The 22,168-nt window shown below is 33.4% G+C and carries 18 protein-coding genes and 2 tRNA genes; 10 read left to right on the forward strand and 10 right to left on the reverse strand.

Annotated features, from left to right (window positions below; all coding sequences use genetic code 11):
* Window positions 1–94: 94 nt before the first annotated feature.
* The 7 genes from BMW63_RS04280 to BMW63_RS04310 form a co-directional block, all read right to left on the reverse strand.
* The gene (locus BMW63_RS04280) at window positions 95–658 is read right to left on the reverse strand and encodes a phosphatase PAP2 family protein (protein WP_074721580.1); all 564 of its coding nucleotides are present in this window, start codon (window positions 656–658) and stop codon (window positions 95–97) included.
* Complete coding sequence (locus tag BMW63_RS04285) at window positions 658–984, reverse strand: Sec-independent protein translocase subunit TatA/TatB (RefSeq protein ID WP_074721582.1); 327 nt, start codon at window positions 982–984, stop codon at window positions 658–660. The genes BMW63_RS04280 and BMW63_RS04285 overlap by 1 nt, the downstream gene beginning before the upstream one ends.
* Window positions 985–1,092: 108 nt before the next feature.
* On the reverse strand, window positions 1,093–3,333 hold the full coding sequence (locus tag BMW63_RS04290; protein ID WP_074721584.1) for a M1 family metallopeptidase: 2,241 nt from the start codon (window positions 3,331–3,333) through the stop codon (window positions 1,093–1,095).
* A gap of 64 nt (window positions 3,334–3,397) precedes the next feature.
* A complete protein-coding gene (locus BMW63_RS04295) occupies window positions 3,398–3,901 on the reverse strand; it encodes a DUF6702 family protein (protein ID WP_074721586.1) in 504 nt (167 codons plus the stop codon).
* 135 nt (window positions 3,902–4,036) lie between these two features.
* Window positions 4,037–4,786: a BamP family beta-barrel-assembly machinery protein gene (locus BMW63_RS04300; protein ID WP_074721588.1), complete on the reverse strand. Its 750-nt coding sequence runs from the start codon at window positions 4,784–4,786 to the stop codon at window positions 4,037–4,039.
* Window positions 4,776–5,519 carry a peptidase associated/transthyretin-like domain-containing protein gene (locus tag BMW63_RS04305; protein WP_074721590.1) on the reverse strand — a complete coding sequence of 248 codons (744 nt, stop codon included), beginning with the start codon at window positions 5,517–5,519 and terminating at the stop codon, window positions 4,776–4,778. The genes BMW63_RS04300 and BMW63_RS04305 overlap by 11 nt, the downstream gene beginning before the upstream one ends.
* Window positions 5,491–6,228, reverse strand: a complete 738-nt coding sequence (locus BMW63_RS04310; RefSeq protein ID WP_074721592.1) for a peptidase associated/transthyretin-like domain-containing protein — start codon at window positions 6,226–6,228, stop codon at window positions 5,491–5,493. The genes BMW63_RS04305 and BMW63_RS04310 overlap by 29 nt, the downstream gene beginning before the upstream one ends.
* 164 nt (window positions 6,229–6,392) lie before the next feature.
* Here BMW63_RS04310 and pepE point away from each other — a divergent pair, with 164 nt between their 5' ends.
* Window positions 6,393–7,100, forward strand: coding sequence for a dipeptidase PepE (gene pepE / locus BMW63_RS04315; protein ID WP_074721594.1), 708 nt, complete (start codon window positions 6,393–6,395; stop codon window positions 7,098–7,100).
* A gap of 33 nt (window positions 7,101–7,133) precedes the next feature.
* Here pepE and BMW63_RS04320 read toward each other — a convergent pair.
* The 3 genes from BMW63_RS04320 to BMW63_RS04330 form a co-directional block, all read right to left on the reverse strand.
* A tRNA-Gly gene (locus BMW63_RS04320) sits at window positions 7,134–7,206 on the reverse strand.
* 186 nt (window positions 7,207–7,392) lie between these two features.
* A tRNA-Gly gene (locus BMW63_RS04325) sits at window positions 7,393–7,465 on the reverse strand.
* Window positions 7,466–7,942: 477 nt separating this feature from the next.
* The gene (locus tag BMW63_RS04330; RefSeq protein WP_074721596.1) at window positions 7,943–8,656 is read right to left on the reverse strand and encodes a murein L,D-transpeptidase catalytic domain family protein; all 714 of its coding nucleotides are present in this window, start codon (window positions 8,654–8,656) and stop codon (window positions 7,943–7,945) included.
* A gap of 191 nt (window positions 8,657–8,847) precedes the next feature.
* Here BMW63_RS04330 and BMW63_RS04335 point away from each other — a divergent pair, with 191 nt between their 5' ends.
* The 9 genes from BMW63_RS04335 to map all read left to right on the forward strand — a co-directional run bounded on the left by BMW63_RS04335 (window position 8,848) and on the right by map (window position 22,157).
* Window positions 8,848–11,244, forward strand: a complete 2,397-nt coding sequence (locus tag BMW63_RS04335) for a DUF5916 domain-containing protein (RefSeq protein ID WP_074721598.1) — start codon at window positions 8,848–8,850, stop codon at window positions 11,242–11,244.
* A gap of 137 nt (window positions 11,245–11,381) precedes the next feature.
* Window positions 11,382–13,796: a DUF5916 domain-containing protein gene (locus tag BMW63_RS04340; protein WP_074722054.1), complete on the forward strand. Its 2,415-nt coding sequence runs from the start codon at window positions 11,382–11,384 to the stop codon at window positions 13,794–13,796.
* A 140-nt stretch (window positions 13,797–13,936) separates the two neighbouring features.
* On the forward strand, window positions 13,937–15,454 hold the full coding sequence (gene gpmI / locus BMW63_RS04345) for a 2,3-bisphosphoglycerate-independent phosphoglycerate mutase (protein WP_074721600.1): 1,518 nt from the start codon (window positions 13,937–13,939) through the stop codon (window positions 15,452–15,454).
* Between the two features lie 136 nt (window positions 15,455–15,590).
* Window positions 15,591–16,199: a leucine-rich repeat domain-containing protein gene (locus BMW63_RS04350; RefSeq protein ID WP_074722056.1), complete on the forward strand. Its 609-nt coding sequence runs from the start codon at window positions 15,591–15,593 to the stop codon at window positions 16,197–16,199.
* 15 nt (window positions 16,200–16,214) lie between these two features.
* Window positions 16,215–16,898 carry a TetR/AcrR family transcriptional regulator gene (locus tag BMW63_RS04355; protein ID WP_074721602.1) on the forward strand — a complete coding sequence of 228 codons (684 nt, stop codon included), beginning with the start codon at window positions 16,215–16,217 and terminating at the stop codon, window positions 16,896–16,898.
* The gene (locus BMW63_RS04360) at window positions 16,895–18,553 is read left to right on the forward strand and encodes a peptidase domain-containing ABC transporter (RefSeq protein ID WP_074721603.1); all 1,659 of its coding nucleotides are present in this window, start codon (window positions 16,895–16,897) and stop codon (window positions 18,551–18,553) included. The genes BMW63_RS04355 and BMW63_RS04360 overlap by 4 nt, the downstream gene beginning before the upstream one ends.
* Before the next feature lie 4 nt (window positions 18,554–18,557).
* A complete protein-coding gene (locus tag BMW63_RS04365; protein WP_074721605.1) occupies window positions 18,558–19,907 on the forward strand; it encodes an HlyD family secretion protein in 1,350 nt (449 codons plus the stop codon).
* A complete protein-coding gene (locus BMW63_RS04370; RefSeq protein WP_074721607.1) occupies window positions 19,907–21,295 on the forward strand; it encodes a TolC family protein in 1,389 nt (462 codons plus the stop codon). Before BMW63_RS04365 ends, BMW63_RS04370 begins: the two co-directional genes overlap by 1 nt.
* A gap of 43 nt (window positions 21,296–21,338) precedes the next feature.
* Window positions 21,339–22,157, forward strand: a complete 819-nt coding sequence (map, locus tag BMW63_RS04375; protein WP_074721609.1) for a type I methionyl aminopeptidase — start codon at window positions 21,339–21,341, stop codon at window positions 22,155–22,157.
* Window positions 22,158–22,168: the final 11 nt, after the last annotated feature.

Genomic DNA, 22,168 nt, shown 5'->3' on the forward strand with positions numbered 1-22,168 from the left:
AAAAAGAGCGACCAACGGAAGCTCCTTTATTGTTATTGAAAAAACCATTTTCATCCCTAAGATTGAAATGAACAGCTGGAATTGCTCCTGAAAATTAAAGCGGAAAATATCTTTTTTGGACTACTTGATATATTTTAAAGACTGAATACCCTGAAAATATCCCGAATAAATATCCACAAATAATATCTATCGGATAATGCAAGCCTAGGTAAATCCTACTATAAGCGAAGACTAGTGGCCATAAAAACAGTAAGTAGCCATATTTGTAATGACGGTATATAACACTATAAATAAATGTGGCAACTGCCATACTATTTGCAGCGTGACCTGAGAAAAAACTAAAGGAAGTACGACTTTGAACTACTCGTATTATGGCATTAATTTCAGGGTTACTGCAGGGACGCAGTCTTTGAAATCCATTTTTAAACAAGTTAGTTACTTGGTCCGTGAATGCAATTAAAACGGCGATAGCTAAAATAAAATAGAGCGTTTGTTTTGCTCCTAATTTATTATAAATAAAGTATAAAAGCACGAGAAAAAAAGGAGTCCAATAGAGTTGTTGGGTAATTATTAGCCATAAACCATCATACCTTTCTGAACCTAAACTATTCAAGTAGATGAGTAATTCAGTATCCAGAGACAGAATTTTATCGAGCATTATTTACTGCGTTTTACAGGTCCAGTAATCTCTTCTATATCTTCCTTAACTTTAGTAGCCTGAGTAATGGAATCACCCATAAGGTCATTCTTAACTTTATCAATCTGGGTATTAAAGTTACCCGTCATATCTGACAAGGATTTTGCATCAAGACCATTAGCCTCAACCCCTTTTTGAATTTCACTTTTTATGTCGTTAGTCGCATGTTTTAATTGCGCCATAGCCTTACCCATAGTTCGAGCCATTTCTGGTACTTTATCTGAACCAAAAAGCATTAGCACAATAAACAGTATAAAAACTAACTCTCCTCCTCCTATACCAAACATAACTATTAATTTTAATTGCTGCAAAGATACCAAATTTAGAATCCCTGACTTTTAAATTTTTCATAAAAAAAAGACTCAAAATTGAGTCTTTTTTTTTAAGCTTATTACTTAGTCAAATTTACTTTTTACTTCTCCTTTTGGCCAAGTATTATTAGTCACATCAATATCTGCTGTTTCTAATTTAGGATCAATTTGAATTTTTTTGATTGCTTTCTCAGTAGCATACACCTTTTTAGCACTCTCGTTATTCTTTCTCCAAATTTGAGCTGGATATTTGAAGTTTTCAATTGTACCATCCTCATATGTGATTTCAACTAGTATAGGCATAATCATTCCGCCTGGTTTATTGAACTCTACTTCATAAAAGTATTTTGGAGATTTAAGACTTCCTTTTTCTTCAGCTGTAAGTGTACTTACATAATCCGAAAGCAATTTTACATCCTCAATTTTAAGCGCTTTCTTTTGATTTGGTTTTAACTCTGCATTGTTCTCTGCAACTAAATAAACAAATGGTCCTTTATCCAAACCAAAACGACCTTTTCTTACCTTGGCGTCTTTTAATTCTTTTGTAGCCGTTTCAGAAACATAATATTGTTTTACTTCTTTAATACCAATATCTACAAAGTCAGTGGAGTAAAACCACCCTCTAAAGAACCAGTCCAGATCAACAGCAGAAGCGTCTTCCATTGTTCTAAAGAAGTCTTCTGGAGTAGGATGCTTGAATTTCCAACGGTTTGCATATACTTTAAAAGCATAATCAAACAATTCTCTACCCATTATCGTTTCTCTTAGAATATTCAATCCTGTCGCAGGTTTTCCGTATGCATTGTTTCCAAACTGTATGATAGTTTCTGAATTTGACATTATAGGTTCCAAGAAATTTTGATCCCCACTCATATACGGTACAATATTTTTTGCAGGACCACGTCTTGAAGGAAAGTTAGTTCCTAATTCCTGCTCTGCCATGAACTCCATAAAAGAGTTTAATCCTTCATCCATCCATGTCCATTGACGCTCGTCTGAATTCACAATCATTGGAAAAAAGTTGTGCCCTACTTCGTGAATCACAACACCCATCATCCCATTTTTAATTTGCTCGCTTGTCACTCCATTTTCATCAGGACGACCAAAATTCCAACAAATCATTGGGTATTCCATTCCTTGATCTTCTGCAGAAACTGAAACTGCTTTCGGATAAGGGTAATCAAAAGTATGTGAAGAATAGCTTTTTAATGTGTGCGCTACTGTTACTGTTGACGTTTCTCCCCAAAGCGGATTTGCTTCTTTAGGATAAATTGAAACAGCCATCGTAGTTGAATTACTTAATTGTACAGCCATTGCATCAAGAATAAATTTTCTTGAAGTTGCTATACCAAAATCTCTAACGTTTTTAGCGCTGAACTTCCATGTTTTTTTCTTGTCAGAAAACCCTTTTTCAGCTGCTTCAGCTTCCGCCTGCGTAACAATTACTACAGGTTTATCGAATGTTTTTTGAGCTAACTCATATCTTTTTACTTGAGCCGGTGTAAACACTTCGCTTCTGTTCATCAATTCTCCTGTTGCCTCCATAACGTGATCTGCAGGAACAGTTATGTTAACGTCAAAATTTCCAAAAGGCACAGCGAATTCACCACTTCCCCAGAATTGCATATTTTGCCAACCCTCAACATCATTGTAAACTGCCATTCTAGGATAGAATTGTGCAATTACATAAATCTTGTTTCCTTCTTTTTCGAATAGTTCATATCCAGAACGACCCCCTTCTTTTTGGTAATCATTGATATTATACCACCATTTAACTGAAAATGAAATTGAAGTACCCGGTTTCAATGGAGAAGCCAAATCTATCCTCATCATCGTATGATTGATAGTATAAGTCATTAGAGCTCCTTTGACATCTTTAACGTACTCAATATTAAACCCACGATCTAAATCTTTCTTTAAAAATTTATCAGCAAAACCAGAAGCTGGAAAAGTTTGTGTAATTCTCTCGCTTTCAGCTAGAGGAGATTCAGAATCTTTAGCCGCTTGATTTTGATCCAATTGAACCCATAAATAATCTAGATTATCTGGCGAATTGTTATAATAAGTAACCGTTTCAGAACCACTTAATTTAGCGTTTTTATCATCTAACTCAATGTCTATTTTATAATCTGCTTGTTGTTGGTAATAAGCTGGACCGGGAGCACCTGCAGCATTACGAAACATATTAGGCGTGGCTAATAAATCGTACATCTGACTGAACTTATTTGTATCGTACTTACCTGATTGCTTTGGAGTTACCGTTGTTGCTTTTTCTTGAGCAAATAACATTGCCGGAAGAATAAAAAATAATGTGATTTTTTTCATGGATAGAATTCGAATTATTTAAGTGCGTGAAAATACTGTTTTTTACCAAATAACGGTTATTTAATCAGAATTTTAACATTCGTTTAGTTGAAGAAGCGGTGAAAAGAAAACTCTGTTTCGTCCCTAAAACAGTGAAGTGAGCAATGTTTTGCTGCTCTGAATCCCAATCAACTAAAATAGCGTTATACACTTCTAGTGATTTTAATTTAGGAATGTCTTTTATACTTGAATAGCAAATAAGAACATCCCCTTCTAATTCTTTACTTAAGAAATTAACAGGCCTAGATTGCCCGTTGACTTTTACTGTAAAGTATTCAGATAAATACTTTTTGAGCAAAACCAGATCTTCAGGAGATTCTTTGTCTGTACCGATATAAAGCTTCTTCTTGTACTTTTTTTCCAGGGCTTTATTCAAGTCATCTACAAAAATTCTGGAGGTAATTTGTAACATTTCCTTTTCAGGCGCATAATTAATTTGATACACCGCTACATAAAATTTATGAAATCCAAAAGAAGTTAAGCTCAGGAAGAAGATTCCGAAAAAGAGATATAATATTGTTTTTTTCATTTTACAAAAATAGCAATTCTTTTGTACCCCTAGTTTACTGTAGCAAGAAAATCAATAAGTTGAAATGAATTCCCCTTACTAAAAGCAAAATCTGATTTGGAAGTACACATAAAAAAGTATATCCTCTACATTTACCTAAAAAGTGGTGATTTTTTTATATTCTTTATTTTTTGTGATTAGAAAATCCATAAGTTGAAATTCTTCACTGGGTTGCATTAACATTCTTGATTTAGGGTCGTTCTCACAAAAAACAAGAAAGAGTTTAATCTCATCATCTTTTAAATTCAACGTATTAGCAAAAAAAGAATAATTAACTTTTTTCAAAACAAGCTCTGAGAAGCTTGTATCTTTGTAAAAGTCGATTTTTTCAGGATTGTTTCTTCGCAGTATTTTTACAACATCTTTGTATATTCTAACAAAGTCCGTCCCGTACTCAATACTTCCATCTCGCGGCATCGCTGTATTTTTTAGCGCAGACTTCTCATCACCAAAATACATCAAATCGACATATTTTTGAGAGCCTCCATTAACTGGATTAAGTTCTTTTTTGGCTGCGATTAACACTTCCTTCAATTCATTTGTAAACACTTCAAGTGTTACAACAAATTGAGGGGTAATGAAATCTTTTTCAGAAAGCACAATTTTTTTTGATTTAAATGTCAAACTCGAAAAAACCAGTGTGTCATTCACTTTAGCCATAACAGTAAAAAAACCGTATTGATTGACAACGGCACCCGTTTTTGAATTAGCATCAAAAACAATTACATTTTCGACTGGCGCCAAATCATTTCTAACCTGACCTTTCAATGTTTTTCTAGATTCATTCTGCCCAAAGCAAAACTGGCAAAACAAAGAGAATAATAAGATTCCAATTTTAGTTTTCATTTGATATAATTTTATTGTATTTCTTGGCTAAAGTAATAATTAGGAATTGAGATAATGTTTTATTCCTTGAATTCAAAGACGCAACTAAATCGCTATCCTCAACACAATAATATTGAAATCCCCGGATGTACTCTTCAGGGATATTTAATGTTTCCGTATAATATTCAGCTAAAAAAAGGTAGTCTAACTTGACTAACATTTGTTCTTTATATTCCACTGCAACTTCTTTTTTAAGCATGGCTTTTCGTCCTGAAATCGCATTCAAAAGTCCGTCGATACCTCCACCAGAGGTCGCAGTATAATACTTTCTTTCGGCAGCAGTGTATTTTTTTTGTCCAAAAGGGATAATCCCTAAATTCTCTGCGCTTATCTGAGTATTTTTATCAACGACAACCTCTTTTAAGTCAATACTTTCAACAATCATTTGAAATTGAACAATCTCAGCGGACAAATCTAGTTTACTAACTCGTCTACGTAAAGTTACGAGATTTACAGCAGAAAAAACTAAAATATCCCCTTCTTTTACAAAAAGAAAAAACAATCCTTCTTTATCAGAAGCTGTCGACCGCTCTGTCGTTAAGTTTAAAATATTCACACCTTCTACAGCAATTGAAACAAAACTAATTTTTCCATGAATTCTTTTAGAATCCACACCTTGCCCTGAAACAACTTGAACAAGTAAAATCAGAAAGAAGATAAAAGTATTATTCGTTTTCACAGGCAATGATTTCATTATATTTTACAGCTAATTCCCCTAATAAGAATTCAGTGATTACTTTGTTTTTTGATTCTAAAATTACGGTGAATCTATCGTTATCTACAGCATAATATTCAAACCCTTTAACGTAGTCTGCTGGAATCTTCAGCTTATCTACAAAATGACTCCTGTCAAACATAGATTCTAGCTCCTTTATAAAAAACTCCTTCTTCTCCACCTTCATTTCTTTTTTTAGCATCGCCGTCCTGCCGCTCAGAAAATTAATCAATGGATCAAATCCCATCGGATTCATTTTACCGGAACTTGCAGTTGCATATTTACGTTCCGCAGGCGTATAGGATATTTGGTTTTCCGGAATAATACCTAGTGAAACTGCATTGATGTTATCATATCGCCGAATTACCACTTCATTTAACTGATTCATTATTGGCGTCATTTTTACAAAAAAAAGTCCTTTTGCAAAATCCTCTTCCATTAATACAATTCGTCTGCTTTTATACTGCACCGACGAAAACAACAATGTATCCCCAGCTAACCCAGGTATCACAAAATACCCTTCTCCATCTGTAATTGCTGCTTTTTCAGTGGCTAGATTAATAATATAAATTCCGTCGACGTTAAATCCATCCCCATTTACCATCCCCTTTAATTCAGGAGAAACAGATCCGTGTGCCACAGCAGCAGTCGTAAAAACTAGTAAAAAAAGAAACCTCAACCTTACCATAATAATTATTTATATCACCCAACTATTGTTAAGCAGTAAAAGTATCTTAATCCGTTCCAAATTAATTACTAAGGACTTGGTAAAAAAAAGTTAATAAAAAACGAAAAATACAAAAATAAGAAACCCGATTTTATACCTTTAGCCGGAATAAAACAACACAAAAAATGAAAAACATTATCATTGCAAGCACATCTACACTGCACGGAAGTGACTATTTAGAATACCTATTACCCGAGTTAAAAATCCATTTTAAACATTGTACAACGGTACTTTTTATTCCATACGCAAGACCTAGTGGCATTTCGCATGAAGAATACACTGCAAAGGCTGCTTCGGCTTTCGCCAAAATAAATATAGCGATAAAAGGAATTCATGAATATGATGATGCCGCATCAGCCGTCGAAAGCGCAGAAGGGATTTTTACAGGCGGAGGAAATACTTTTGTATTGGTATCTCAATTGTACAAAAACAACATCATGATCGCTCTTGCAGAAACCGTAAAAAAAGGAACTCCTTATCTAGGGACCAGCGCGGGAAGCGTTATTTGCGGGCTAAGTATGCAAACTACTAATGACATGCCTATTGTTTATCCACCAAGTTTTAAAACCTTAGGACTAATTCCTTTTGACATTAACGCACATTTTTTAGACGCAGACTTACAATCTAAACATATGGGCGAAACACGCGACACCAGAATAAAAGAATTTCATGCCTACAACAACATTCCTGTTTTAGGATTGCGAGAAGGAAGTTGGCTAAAAGTAGATGGCGATAAAATAATAGTAAAAGGAGAACTGTCAGCCAAACTTTTTATACAAAATCAGATGCCTGAAGAACTTCAAACCGGAACTGACATCAGTTATGTCAAATAAAAAAGCCGAAACAATTAAGTTTCGGCTTTAAAGAGCGAAAGACGAGGCTCGAACTCGCGACAACCAGCTTGGAAGGCTGGAGCTCTACCAACTGAGCTACTTTCGCATTAACAGGGTGCAAATATACAAACTAATTCGAACCAACGCAAGTTTTATTTAAAAAAAATTAAAAACCTTTATTTTGCGAAATTAAGAATGATCCAGTACTATTTTCAACCCTCTTCGAAATGTATAAAAACAGGGCTATTGTACCAATAAAAAAAGCCGAAACAATTAAGTTTCGGCTTTGAAGAGCGAAAGACGAGGCTCGAACTCGCGACAACCAGCTTGGAAGGCTGGAGCTCTACCAACTGAGCTACTTTCGCATTACTATGGTGCAAATATAAATAATAAGTTGGCTTTGAAACAAGTTTTTTGATGAAAATTTTACAAAAAAAATACAGTTAAATTATAACCGTTTTAAAATTAAATTGTTACAACTTATATTTTTTTACGACAGGATGCCTTTTCTTAAAAAAGTAACATTCACAACCCTATTTTTAGTCCCATAAGAAGTGTTAAGACATAGCAAGCTCATCTAAAATGGTACATTCCATCGTGATGATTTAGAAACAACGTCCCGTTTTTCGCCTGTTGTTCAATCAAGATTCAACAGAAATACTTCTTAACACACAAAAAAACTATTTATTCGAAGAAAATAATCAATCTCAAATTTAAGGAATGACCATTTTAGAAACGTGAAGGAATAAAAATTTAATACTCACTCCCCTCCAAATCTTGTTATAAAAAAAGACGCCGTTTGTAGCTTTACAAACGGCGTCTTTTTTTGTGCTTAAACAAGTTTACGAAACTAACTTGGAAGCTATTTTATAGCTATCTGAAGGATAATAAATAAACAAACAGGACTTGTCTTTAATTGTTTGTATTATATCGGAAGCAAGATTCAAGGGAATTGCAGGGCAACCCAAACTTCTCCCTAGTCGTTTATTGTTTTGTATAAAAGAACTAGAAACATAATCAGCGCCATGAATAACAACTGCTCTGTCTCTGGCATTACTATTAATTCCTTTTTCTAAGCCATCTAATCTTAGTGATTTACCGTGCTTTCCACTATATATTTCACCTGTTGCATAAAACCCTAGACTGCTTTTAAAAGATTCAGCTGAATTTGAAAAACTAGTAGCAAATTCATCTCCAGTATTTCTACCGTGAGCGACTAAAGAATTATATAAAATTGTATTAGTGGTCAGGTCAATCACCCAAAGTCTTTTAGAATTGGACGACATACTAAAGTCAATAAGAGTCAGTATATTTTTACTAACTAATCCTTTCTCTTTTAATAAGTAGAACCCTTTAAGTGCTTCTGTGAAACTTTCTTTTTGTGGTAAAGGATATTGGTCAGAGTGTAGGTTGCTGTAAACGGTCTCTTCATTGGTGTCTGAACTCGATTTGACTACTTCAATTCGGGCGACCTTTTTGGCTTCCGGAAAGAATAATTTACTTGAGGTTAATGAAATAAACAATAATAATAGAGCTGGGGAAATTTTATAAATCATTGATTTTTATTACGTTATAAACTTAAATTCTAAGATTGCAAATATAGAACTAAAAACAAGTTTTTTTAAAAAAAGAACGCTAAAAAGCTAATATTTAAGACCTTTGTAATTTTATTACTACATTAAAAACCTTGATTATATTTGCTTTAGATGTTAATTATATTATTTTTGCTTAAACATACTACTAAATTATGCATAAATCAACCTATTTACCAATATTATTTTTATTTATTTTCAATTTTACTGCCAATAGTCAAAAAAAGAGCCTTATAGCGAAATCTACTACAGAAATTATTACTATCGATGGTAAATTTAGTGAGAATTCTTGGATAACAAATACTGAAGTAGCCACTGATTTTGTGATGTTTGAACCCGACAATGGTAAGCAAATAAGCGCTGACAAAAAAACAGATATAAAAGTACTTTATGACAATGAAGCACTTTACATTCTGGCAGTAATGCATGACAATGCTCCTGAAAAAATACAAAAAGAAGTTACCAAGCGAGATGTCTTTGGGGTATCTGATCACTTTTCAGTTTCTATAAATGGATTTAATGACGGGCAACAAGATTTTAGATTTTATGTGAGTGCCGCGGGAGTACAAATGGATTGTTTAGCAACCGAAGACAATGAAGATTTTTCCTGGGATGGCATTTGGGAAAGTAAAGTGGGCTTGACGGACTTTGGATGGGTAGTAGAAATGAAAATTCCATACGCCGCTCTACGTTTTTCCAATGCACAAAAACAAACTTGGGGTTTGAATTTCATGCGGGAAATAAAACGCGATGTTCAAAAGTACACTTGGAATCGTGTTGACACAAAAATTGGAGCCGTAATTGCGCAAGAAGGAACGCTCGAAGGAATTGAGAATATAAAACCACCCATACGTCTTTTCTTTATACCTTATACTTCTGCCTATTACCAAGAAGATGATTTTACAGCCGACAGAACTGTTAAAGCTGGACTTGACATAAAGTATGGTATTAGTGACTCTTTTACACTAGACGCGATTTTAGTGCCGGATTTTGGACAAACAAAATTCGACAATGCTATTTTAAACTTAGAACCATTCGAACAAAAACTAGCGGAAAATAGACCTTTTTTTACAGAAGGAACAAATCTATTTAATATTGGAAATATATTCTATTCGAGAAGAATAGGAGGTTCACCTAGCACCGAACCGACAATAGCAGCCAATGAGGAAATTACTAAATACCCAAGCTCAGTCGATTTAATCAATGCTGTAAAAGTATCTGGCCGAACCGAGAACGGCTTAGGGATTGGGTTCTTGAATGGAATTACCGAAAAAACATATGCCACAATTCTTAACAATGACACCAAACAGACTAGAAAAGAAGTAATACAACCTTTGACTAATTATAATGTCCTCGTTTTTGATCAACGTTTCAGACAAAATTCATCAATCTCATTTGTAAACACAAACACAACCCAAAATGGTAGTTTTAGAGATGCAAATGTCTCTGCTTTATTATTTGATCTTAGCACTAAGGCAAATTCATATAATTTGTATGGAGACTTTAAATACAGTGCAATAAACGATATAGAGGATTACAATGGTTTTAAATCCTCATTAAATTTTGCCAAAACGATTGGGAAATATCGCTACGCATTTTCTGGAAGATACACCTCTAAAGAATACGATAACAACGACTTAGGTATAAATTTTTATACAAATTACTACAATTTTTACACCAATCTAAGTTACCGAATACTAAACCCAACAAAAACTTTCAATACTTTCAAGTTTTTTAATGAATTCAGTGTACTATATGACATTACTACTGGCAAACTTCAAGAGGGATACTATAAACCAACGATTAAAGCGACCTCAAAGCGAAATCATTATTATGAACTAAGTTTTAATATAAGTCCATTTGAAACATTTGATTTTTATGAACCCAGAAGCTACGGTCGATATTTACAAGTACCTAAAAGTATAGGTGGCTACTTAGGTGTCGAATTTAATCGAAACAACGCCTTTACTTTCGATTTTACGCCAAGTTTTACAAAATATGACCAAGGAGGAAGAATTAATTACGGACTTGCAATTGGCCCAAAATACAGAGTAAATGACAAGTTCTCTGTCCTTTTAGTAATCGACTATCTTCATAAAAAAAATGATATTGGATGGGTTGATTTTAAAAATTCGGATATCATAATCGCTAACCGAAATAGAGAAATTTTACAAAATGATCTTACAGGTAAATATGCCATCAATAATAAAATGACTCTTAATCTAACGGCTCGTTATTACTGGTCGTACTCTGATAACCAAGCTTTTTTTACTCTGCAAGACAATGGTGATTTATCACAAAATGACACCTACACTTTAAATCGAAACAGAAATTTTAACTCATGGAATTTTGATTTATCCTACTCCTGGTGGTTTGCACCAGGAAGTGAATTATCTGTCTTATACCGCAATTATGCACAAGAAGGCAGTCGTAATGTCGAAAAAAGATTGAACACCAACCTGAAAAATGTGTTTGATAGTAATATGACTAATATACTGTCAGTAAGCGTTCGCTATTTCATCGATTATAATGTTATAAAAAACAAATTTTGATTTTTTTCACAATAAACTGTAACAATCTGTTTTGGAATTAGTCTATTATCTAAAGTCATTTATAGTACAATTTTGGCAGCATGCTAAACATAAAAAAATGGCTTTCGACTACCTTCATTTCATCAACAGATAATTACATGAAAAACCTTTTTTTGATCTTATGCGTTTTAGTATACACTTTTGGCTACAGCCAAAAAAAAGTTTTACAAACTAAGTTCATAACTGACAACATTACAATAGACGGAAAAATAGATGAAGAAATATGGAAGTCAGCACCTATCGCCACTGATTTCATTATGTATCAACCCGATAATGGCAAAGTTATCCCTGAAAATAAAAGAACCGAAGTAAAGGTTTTATATGACAATGACGCGATTTATATCGCTGCTTTACTGTATGACAATGAGCCTACTAAAATCTTACGCGAAATCACAAAAAGAGATGACTTTGGTACATCAGATTTTTTCGGAATTTTTATTAATGGATATAATGATGGACAACAGAATTTTCAATTTTTTGTTTCAGCATCAGATGGACAAGCGGATTGTATCTCAACTGAAAGTACTGGGGAAGACTATTCATGGGATGCAATCTGGAAAAGTAAAGCGATAATAACTGATTTTGGTTGGGTTGTAGAAATGAGGATTCCTTATGCTGCATTGCGTTTCTCAGCTGAAGACAAACAAACTTGGGGGCTTAACTTTTTTAGAGAAATTAGACGTGACCGTCAAAAATATACTTGGAATTTCATTGATTCAAAAGTAGGTAGCTTTATACAGCAATCTGGAGTTCTTGAAGGAATTAAAAACATCAAGCCTCCTACTCGATTATTTCTTTTGCCCTATACTTCCTTTTATCTAAATTCAAATTCTAGCCAAAAAACAACAGGCACCTTGAAAGGAGGATTAGATATAAAATATGGAATTAATGATGCTTTCACCTTAGATGCTATGCTAATACCTGATTTTGGACAAACAAAATATGATGATAAACTATTAATTCTAGGTCCATTTGAACAGCAATTTAATGAGAATCGATCGTTTTTTACTGAAGGCACCGACTTATTTAGTAAAGGGAATTTATTGTATTCAAGAAGAATTGGCGGAAGACCTTCAATATACCCAACGACTACTGATAAGGAAACAATCACCGACAACCCATCAAGTGTGAACCTAATCAACGCTTTAAAAATTTCAGGGAGAACAAAAGGAGGGTTAGGAATTGGAATTTTAAATGCAGTAACCGAAAAAACCTATGCCACTATTGAGAATACAATAACAAAAGAAACTCGTAGGGAAGAAGTCGCGCCTTTAACTAATTATAATGTACTAGTTTTAGATCAACGCTTTAGAAAGAACTCCTCCATATCCTTTATTAATACCAATGTCACTAGAAACGCGCAATTTCGCGATGCAAATGTATCAGCCTTAGTTTGGGATTTAAACACAAAGAAAAATACTTATAACCTTTCTGGTAATTTTAAATATAGTTATATCAATGCTTTGGAAGAAAAAAAAGGTTTTTCCACCACAATGAATTTTGCGGAAACTAGCGGAAAATACAGATATAGTTTTGGTGCTGATCTAGTCACTAAAAAGTATGACAACAACGACTTGGGTATCAATTTCGAGACTAACTACTACTCAATTTATGGAAATGCGAATTATAGGATTTTAAACCCAACAAAACACTTTAACACGTTTAGAGTTAACTACAATTTATATACACAGTTTCATAAGGAAACGGGTAAAACTCAAGGAAACAACATCAACATAAACGTAAATATTGACACCAAAAAAAATCATTATGTAGGATTTGGAACCAATATAAGTCCAATTAAATCTTACGATTTCTACGAAGCCAGAGATAATAATAGATACGTAATTCTCCCTGAAAGATATAATGCTTGGCTTTATATCTCGACTAATTATAATAACAAATTCGCATTTGACTTTAATCCTTATTATGCCATCTTTAATGAAACGAATAGAAACACTTTTGAAATTTCACTAGGGCCTAGATATCGTTTTAATAACAAGTTTTCTTTAAACTACAATTTTTATTTCGAAAGAAAAAACAACGATAAAGGATTTGTAGATCGCATTGCTGATCTAAACACAACTAATCCACAAATAATAATTTTCGCTAATAGAAAAGTAGCCACCTACTCCAATACTCTTTCAGGGAAATACTCCATTAGCAGCCGAATGAATTTTGATTTAGCTATTCGTCAATATTGGTCTTATGCCGAAAATAAAAACTACTTATCATTAGAACAAAACGGAAAACTAGTCGATTATACCAATTACGCTACTAATAAAAACTCTAATTTTTATTCTTGGAATTTTGATTTATCATACTCTTGGTGGTTTGCCCCCGGTAGTCAAATTTCTGTTTTATATCGAAATAATGGAGCTAATTTTGAAAGAGAAATCAATAAAAAATTTGGCGAAAAATTCACTAATTTACTGAACAATGAGGCCTTGAATCATACCTTTTCAATAAGTGTCAAATACTTCATTGATTATAATACCATAAAAAACAAATTCTAAGGTGCATTAATTTTAAAAAAAGACACATTAAGTAGCAAAATTAACATTATTTGGGTACGTTCTTTCCTGAATGTATAATAGTGATTTTGTTCGCTTCGAAGATTTTAGAAATACTTTATCTTTGTTTAAAATAAATTATAATGAACAAAAAAGTAATACTTATGATATTAGATGGTTGGGGAAAATCCCCTGACCCTAAAGTATCTGCAATCGACAATGCTAATATTCCGTTTATAAATAGTCTTTATAAAAATTACCCAAGCGCCCAACTTCGCACCGATGGCTTAAATGTAGGTTTGCCAGATGGACAAATGGGAAATAGTGAAGTAGGACACATGAACCTTGGTGCGGGAAGAATCGTTTATCAGGATTTAGCCAAAATAAATCTGGCTGTTGCCAATAAAACATTGGCCAAAGAGCAAGTCCTTAAGGATGCCTTCCAATATGCAAAAGACAATCATAAAAAAGTGCATTTTTTAGGATTGGTTTCAGATGGAGGAGTGCATTCTCATACCTCCCATTTAAGAGGATTGATTGACGCAACCCAAGATTACGGATTGAAAGAAGTTTTTGTACATGCTTTCACTGATGGTCGTGATGTTGATCCAAAATCAGGAAAAAAATACATCCAAGATCTTGAAAATTATATCGCAAACACTACTGTAAAAATAGCCTCCATAATAGGTAGATATTACGCCATGGATCGTGATAAGCGCTGGGAAAGAGTAAAACTAGCCTACGACCTATTGGTAAACGGAAAAGGAACACCATCAAAAAACGCAGTGGTGAGTATCGAAGAAAGCTATGCAAACAATGTGACAGATGAATTTATTCATCCCATTGTAGTGACCGATTCAAATGATGAACCATTGGCGACTATTGAAGAAGATGATGTTGTTATTTTCTTTAACTTTAGAACTGACAGAGGTAGAGAATTGACAGAAGCCCTTTCTCAGCAAGATTTTCACGAAGAGAACATGCACAAATTAAATTTGTATTATGTAACCTTGACTAATTATGATGAATCGTATAACAATGTAAAAGTTGTCTATAACAAAGACAATATTACCGAAACTTTGGGAGAAGTTTTAGAAAAGGCAAACAAGACTCAAATTAGAATTGCTGAAACAGAGAAATATCCTCACGTTACATTTTTCTTTTCAGGTGGTAGAGAAATTCCATTTAGAGGCGAAAAAAGGATATTGAAAAATTCTCCAAAAGTGGCTACTTACGATTTACAGCCAGAGATGAGTGCTTTTGAATTAACTGATGCCTTAGTTCCAGAACTTGAAAAAGGAGATGTCGATTTTGTATGCCTTAATTTTGCTAATGGCGACATGGTGGGTCATACCGGAATTATGAGTGCAGCAATCAAAGCATGTGAAGCAGTTGACAAATGTGTCGAAAGAGTAGTTACAGCGGCATTAGCTAATGATTACACCACAATCGTAATTGCAGATCACGGAAACTGTGAAACGATGATCAACCCTGACGGTAGCCCAAATACGGCACATACTACCAACCCTGTCCCTATTATTTTAGTAGACAAAGAATTAAAACAAATTCAAAATGGAGTTCTAGGTGATATTGCTCCAACTATTTTAGAATTAATGGGAATTGAAAAACCCGCAGTGATGACGCAACATTCGTTGATTTAAGCCATTATTATAACTACCTGGTTTTAAGGGCTATTCATATCGAATAGCCTTTTTTATAAAAATAATCTAGGTATTACTATTATTTTCGATAGTAATACTATTATATTTGCGCTTATTAATCTCAAAAAAAAATGCTGTGAAAAATTTACTTCTTCAATGTTTGATTATAACGCTACTATTTAATAGCAATAGTAATGCTCAAAATACTACTTCACTCTCAAACCCTGAGACGATTATTCGTCTTGATTTAAGCAACAACAAAATTGATTTAGAAAAAGTAGACTTCTCTAAGTTTGTTAATTTAGAATATCTAAGTTTAAAGGATGATCATTTAAAAGAACTACCTAAAGAATTGTTCTTGCTGAAAAAATTAAAAACATTAGATTTAAGTGGAAACGATTTTAAGGTGCTACCTAAAGACTTTTCAAGACTTAAAACCCTAGAAAATTTGTATTTAAATGATGAGGAAAACTTAGACTTACCTCAATCATTAAACATTTTAGCAAAGTTGCCAAATCTAAAATCGTTATATCTCGATAATGATCGAATCAATTATATGCCTAGTGAAATGTTAAAACTTCAAAATTTAGAGTATTTGAGTTTGCGTCAAAATGAATTAAAGGAATTCCCGAAAAACATTAATTCTTTATCTCACTTAAAGCATTTATATTTGAATGAAAATAGCGTACCGCTTGACAACGTCGAACTTAAAAATATTAATTTTGGTTTTGAAATCGATTTTTAAACGTAAACAATTCAAATGCATAGTTTAATCACAAATATAAAAATTCAAATTTCAGATAAAATCTTTGTAAAAGATCCTGAAACATCAGTTCTTGGAAAAAAGATAATTAAAGAAAGTATCATTTTAATAGATGAGATAGGGTTTGATAACTTTACTTTTAAAAAATTAGGTGCAAAAATTAATTCTAACGAAAGTTCAATCTATCGATACTTTGAAAACAAACATAAATTATTGTTGTATCTTTCTTCATGGTATTGGAGTTGGATTGAGTACAAATTATTTTTTGCCACAACCAACGTTGACGATTCATTTGAAAAATTAAAAAAAGCGATAACTGTAGTAACAGAGAAAATTGAAGATGATCTGGCTACAGAACATATAAACGAATCCGTTTTAAATAAAATAGTCATTACCGAATTCACAAAAACGCTCCATACTAAAGAGGTTGACGAAGAAAACAAGGAAGGATTCTTTTTAATTTACAAACGAGTAATTACTCGATTAGTAGAATTAATAACTGAAGTAAATCCTGAATATCAATATGCTAGAAGTCTTGCGTCTTCGATCATTGAAGGGGCACTTCATCAGCATTTTTTAAGAGATCATTTAAAAACAATTACTAATTGTAACGAGGAAATCAGTCCAACTGCATTTTACCTTAACCTTATTTTAACTTTACTAAAAAAAAATAGATCATGACCCCTCTAAAACGACTTTACAACTTATTAGAGCTCGATAAGAAAGATTTAACCCAATTGTTCTTTTATGCTATCATAGCAGGATTAATAAGCTTATCATTACCTCTAGGAATTCAAGCAATTATTAATTTTATTCAATCAGGCAGAGTGAGTGTTTCATGGATTGTCCTTGTCATTCTTGTGGTTGTTGGGGTTGCTTTAGTAGGCCTACTATCCTTAATGCAATTAAGAATTACTGAAAATCTACAACAAAAAATATTTGTACGTTCTTCCTTTGAGTTTGCAGCACGGTTACCCAAAATAAAATTTGAAGAGCTATACAACCACTATCCCCCAGAATTAGCAAATCGCTTTTTTGATACGCTTACAATTCAAAAAGGGGCTTCAAAATTATTATTAGATTTTCCTGCAGCAATACTGCAAATAGCTTTCGGAATCATTCTATTATCTTTATATCACCCCTTTTTCCTTGCATTAGGAGCGCTTTTATTTTTTCTTTTATATTTTATTTTTAAATTTTCATTCAATCCAGGAGTACAAACCAGCCTAAATGAATCTAAATACAAATATAAAGTGGCAAGCTGGCTTCAAGAAATAGGCCGTAATAATTATAGTTTTAGAGACGAGCTGAATTTTAAATACGCCTTACAAAAAAATGATAATCTAGTGGGTATTTATCTAAACAACAGAGAACAGCATTTTAATATTATAAAGAGACAATTTACACAGTTAATTTTTTTCAAAATAATTATTACAGCGAGTTTATTGTCGGTGGGAGGGTATTTAGTGCTCAACCAATTAATGAATATTGGACAATTTGTTGCCTCTGAAATCATTATTTTGTTACTGATCAATTCAGTTGAAAAAATAATTATTGGGCTAGAAACCTTTTATGATGTTTTAACTGCTGTTGAAAAAATTGGACAAATCACAGACCTAGAGTTAGAAGAAGAATCAAAAACTAATGTTTTAAATTGTTTAACGAGTATCACCTTAGCGACAAATAATCTGCGATTCAAATTTCCAGATTCGAAAGACAACATTTTGAAAAACTTAAACTTGAAAATTGAACAAGGGGAAAAAATACTTCTTGAAGGAGAGAACGCTTCTGGCAAAACAACCCTAATTAGATTGTTATCCGGGTTGATACAGCCTACTTCTGGTTCTTTTTATATCAATGACGAGACCTTTCAAAAACTTGATTTACAACACTATAGATCCCATACAGGAACAATTATTAAAGGTGAAACGCCCTTTGAAGGAACGATTCTAGAAAACATTACTTTCAATGATAGTTCCATAAGTCAAGAAGATTTAAAATGGGCTTTAGATGGTGTCCAGTTAACCTCCTTTATTAAAACGTTGCCTAATGGATTAAACACCTTATTATTTCCAGAAGGCAGACAACTGTCATCGTCAAATGCACAAAAAATACTATTAGCCCGCAGTATTATTCACAAACCAAAGATCTTGTTTTATGAAGATCCTACAGATGCAATGGATGAAAAAGTCGCTAATGAAATAATTGATTTTATAACCTCTGATAAAAATAAGTGGACCATTATTACTTCGTCGAAAAATCCATATTGGAATGTGAATTGCACCCGAAAAATAATCATGCACGAAGGACAAGTACTTTTAGACACTAAAAAATAGAAAAATGCTTAATATATCTGACAATAATAAAACTCAGCTTCAATCTTTGGATAAATACAAAACCATCCAAAATTTGAGTAATAAAGTACCGTATAAAATCCTAAATCGAATAATTACGCTAATTTCAATACTTGGATTTGCTATACTTTTCTTGCCTTGGACACAAAATATCTCTGGTACTGGTGCCGTTACAACTTTGAAGCCCAACCAAAGACCGCAATCAATTCAAAGTGTAATATCTGGTCGTTTAGAAAAATGGTATGTTCAAGAAGGAGACTTTGTAAATAAAGGGGACACAATCCTTTATATCTCTGAAATTAAAGAGGATTATATGGATCCAAATTTAGTAGAAAATACCAAAAACCAAGTGAATGCAAAAAAGCAATCTTTAGAGTCTTACGGTTTTAAAGTAACTACCCTTTCTAATCAAATTCAATCTATTAAAAATGAACAAAAATTAAAAATCGAACAGGCTCAAAATAAAATTAAACAATCTGTTCTAAAAATAAAAAGCGACAGTATCGACCTAGTAGCTGTAAAAACAACCGTGAAAATTGCAAACACGCAATACAATAGATCGCTTCAACTCAATAATGAAGGTCTTAAACCCTTATCTGATGTAGAGGAAAAACGTTTAAAGCTTCAAGAAGCTGATGCAAAAATCATAACCCAAGAAAATAAGCTACTCACAAGTAAAAACGAGTACATCAATTCTAAAGTCGAAATCAATAGAATTAATGCCGAGTATGCCGAAAAGATTGCCAAAACACAAAGTGATCAATACACGGCATTAAGCAATCAGTTCGATACTGAGGCGCAGGTAAGTAAACTGGAAAACCAATACGTAAATTATAGTATTCGAAATGGTCTCTATTACATTAAAGCAGCACAAAGTGGCTATATCAATAGAGCATTGCAATCTGGTATAGGAGAAACTATTAAGGAGGGAACTCCCATTGTAACGATAATGCCCGCTGAGTATGACATCGCTGTTGAAACCTATGTCAACCCTATCGATCTTCCTTTACTGAGCACAGGCACAAAAGTTAGAGTGTGGTTTGATGGATGGCCAACGATCGTGTTTTCAGGATGGCCTGACATTTCATACGGTACCTTTGGTGGAAAAATTGTCGCAATAGGTAATTTTATAAGCCCGAACGGCCGATACAGAGTGTTGATTGCGCCAGATCAAAGCGAGGCAAAATGGCCAAAACAACTTAGCATTGGTTCAGGAGCACAAACAATTGCCTTGTTAAAAACTGTTCCTATCTGGTTTGAAGTTTGGAGAAATTTAAATGGATTCCCCCCTAATTATTACACAACAACAACTACAGAAACTAACCCAAAGAAATAATGAAATACGTACTTCTCCTTTTTCTGTTGGTAGGATTTTCTGTCTTCGGACAAAAAAACAACGCAAGTGAATTCACCTATAATGAATATCTTGCCTATGTGAAAAAATACCATCCACTAGTAAAAAATGCCAATTTAGAAATTAGTAAAGCACAGGCGAACCTCCTGATGGCTCGTGGTGGTTTTGACCCTAAAATCGAAGTTGATTTTAATAAAAAACAATTTAAAGGCACCGAGTATTATTCGATTTTGAACAGCAGCTTTAAGATCCCCACCTGGTATGGAATTGAGATTAAAGCTGGTTTTGACAATAACGAAGGGATTTACTTGAACCCTGAAAATACAGTTCCGAATAAAGGATTAACATCACTAGGAATAAGTGTTCCATTAGGACAAGGTTTGCTAATCAACCAAAGAATGGCTGATGTAAGAAAAGCCAAAATACAAATCCAACTGAGCCAAGCAGAGCGAAAACTACAAGCTATTGCTGTTTTATATGATGCTTCTCTATCTTATTTTAATTGGAAAAAAGCCCACAATGAAGTTAAATTGTATGAAAATTATAAAGTAAATGCAGAAACTCGATATAAAGGAATTCAATCTTTAATTAAACAAGGTGACAAACCGGCAATTGACAGTATAGAAGCTGGAATCATTGTGAAAAATAGATTGCTTAGTTTAGAAGATGCCCAACTTAAATTAAACAAAGCAAAACTGGAATTATCTAATTTTCTTTGGTTAGAGAACAATATTCCGCTAGAACTTTCAGATGCGCTAATTCCAGAAAGCCAATTGGAATTCACTATTCAAGAAACTTTAAAAACAAATGATTTAGTAAATCAGGACTTTGACATTGCTAATCATCCAAAAATAAACGCTCTTACTTCCAAAATCGATATTTTAACTATTGAAAAGAAATTAAAAGCGAATATGTTATTGCCCAAAATTGATATTGGTTATACTTATTTGTCTGAACCAAGCTATATTGACAACTATCAATTTCAAGATTACAAAATTGGTTTGGATTTTTATTTTCCTCTGTTTTTAAGAAAAGAGCGTGGAAGTTTAAAATTGGCCAAGTACAAAATACAGGAAACTGAGTTCGTTTTGAATTTAGAGAAAGTTCAGTTAACCAATAAAATCAATGCTCAAAAATTTGAAATCGAATCACTTTCGAAACAGAAAGCATTAATTAAGGCTCTGGTTAAAGACAATGGTACCATGCTTAATGCCGAAGAACGCTTGTTTTCTATTGGCGAAAGCTCGCTTTTTTTAATCAACACTCGCGAAAACAATTTGGTTAGCGCACAGCTTGCACAAATAATATTAGAGAATCGTTTTTACGTTTCCAATTCGGAACTTTTTAAAATCATGGCCAATCCTGATTAAATAATTTTAAAATCGTACTTTTGCCAACTGAAAATAAGAAAGTATGATTATAGTTAAATCTCGTGAAGAAATAGAATTAATGCGCGAAAGTGCTTTAATAGTATCGAAAACATTAGGAATGATTGCTTCTGAAATTAAAGAAGGAGTTACTACATTACATTTAGATAAATTAGCAGAAGAATTCATTCGTGACCATGGTGCTGTTCCTAGTTTCCTTGGTTTATATGGGTTCCCAAACTCTTTATGCATGAGTCCAAATGCGCAAGTGGTACACGGAATTCCAAACAATACGCCTCTTAAGAGTGGTGATGTTATATCAGTAGATTGTGGCGCTTACAAAAATGGATACCATGGAGATCATGCCTATTCATTCGAAATTGGCGAAGTAGATCCGGAAACAAAAAAACTATTGCAAATTACCAAAGAATCCTTGTACGTAGGTATCCGCGAATTTAAAGCTGGAAATCGCGTAGAAGATGTTGGTAATGCCATTCAAAAATATACAGAATCGTACGGATACGGAGTAGTTCGCGAATTAGTTGGACATGGACTTGGGCAAAAAATGCACGAAGATCCAGAGATGCCTAATTACGGAAAGCGCGGTCGTGGTAAACTTTTTGTCGAGGGTATGGTTGTAGCTATAGAGCCTATGATCAATCTGGGAACTAAAAACATCAAACAGCACAAGGACGGCTGGACAATAACCACCGCTGATAATAAACCAAGTGCTCATTTTGAACACGACGTAGCACTTATTAACGGCAAACCGGAAATATTATCCACATTTGCTTATGTGTATCAAGCCTTAGGAATTGTGAGTACTGAAGAGGATGAATTTAGAAAAGTGCCGTTAGTTTTATAGAATTTCGCAAA

The sequence above is a fragment of the Flavobacterium frigoris genome (assembly GCF_900111075.1).
Classification (GTDB): Bacteria; Bacteroidota; Bacteroidia; order Flavobacteriales; family Flavobacteriaceae; genus Flavobacterium; species Flavobacterium frigoris.

Excerpts from the sequence above, each read along its gene's own strand:
- BMW63_RS04340 (WP_074722054.1), top strand. The coding sequence starts at position 11,382 with ATGAAAAACCTTTTTTTGATCTTATGCGTTTTAGTATACACTTTTGGC.
- BMW63_RS04365 (WP_074721605.1), top strand. The coding sequence starts at position 18,558 with ATGCTTAATATATCTGACAATAATAAAACTCAGCTTCAATCTTTGGAT.
- pepE (WP_074721594.1), top strand. The coding sequence starts at position 6,393 with ATGAAAAACATTATCATTGCAAGCACATCTACACTGCACGGAAGTGAC.
- BMW63_RS04280 (WP_074721580.1), bottom strand. The coding sequence starts at position 658 with ATGCTCGATAAAATTCTGTCTCTGGATACTGAATTACTCATCTACTTG.
- BMW63_RS04330 (WP_074721596.1), bottom strand. The coding sequence starts at position 8,656 with ATGATTTATAAAATTTCCCCAGCTCTATTATTATTGTTTATTTCATTA.
- gpmI (WP_074721600.1), top strand. The coding sequence starts at position 13,937 with ATGAACAAAAAAGTAATACTTATGATATTAGATGGTTGGGGAAAATCC.
- BMW63_RS04360 (WP_074721603.1), top strand. The coding sequence starts at position 16,895 with ATGACCCCTCTAAAACGACTTTACAACTTATTAGAGCTCGATAAGAAA.
- BMW63_RS04285 (WP_074721582.1), bottom strand. The coding sequence starts at position 984 with ATGTTTGGTATAGGAGGAGGAGAGTTAGTTTTTATACTGTTTATTGTG.
- BMW63_RS04305 (WP_074721590.1), bottom strand. The coding sequence starts at position 5,519 with ATGAAATCATTGCCTGTGAAAACGAATAATACTTTTATCTTCTTTCTG.
- BMW63_RS04290 (WP_074721584.1), bottom strand. The coding sequence starts at position 3,333 with ATGAAAAAAATCACATTATTTTTTATTCTTCCGGCAATGTTATTTGCT.
- BMW63_RS04335 (WP_074721598.1), top strand. The coding sequence starts at position 8,848 with ATGCATAAATCAACCTATTTACCAATATTATTTTTATTTATTTTCAAT.
- map (WP_074721609.1), top strand. The coding sequence starts at position 21,339 with ATGATTATAGTTAAATCTCGTGAAGAAATAGAATTAATGCGCGAAAGT.
- BMW63_RS04355 (WP_074721602.1), top strand. The coding sequence starts at position 16,215 with ATGCATAGTTTAATCACAAATATAAAAATTCAAATTTCAGATAAAATC.
- BMW63_RS04300 (WP_074721588.1), bottom strand. The coding sequence starts at position 4,786 with ATGAAAACTAAAATTGGAATCTTATTATTCTCTTTGTTTTGCCAGTTT.
- BMW63_RS04370 (WP_074721607.1), top strand. The coding sequence starts at position 19,907 with ATGAAATACGTACTTCTCCTTTTTCTGTTGGTAGGATTTTCTGTCTTC.
- BMW63_RS04295 (WP_074721586.1), bottom strand. The coding sequence starts at position 3,901 with ATGAAAAAAACAATATTATATCTCTTTTTCGGAATCTTCTTCCTGAGC.
- BMW63_RS04310 (WP_074721592.1), bottom strand. The coding sequence starts at position 6,228 with ATGGTAAGGTTGAGGTTTCTTTTTTTACTAGTTTTTACGACTGCTGCT.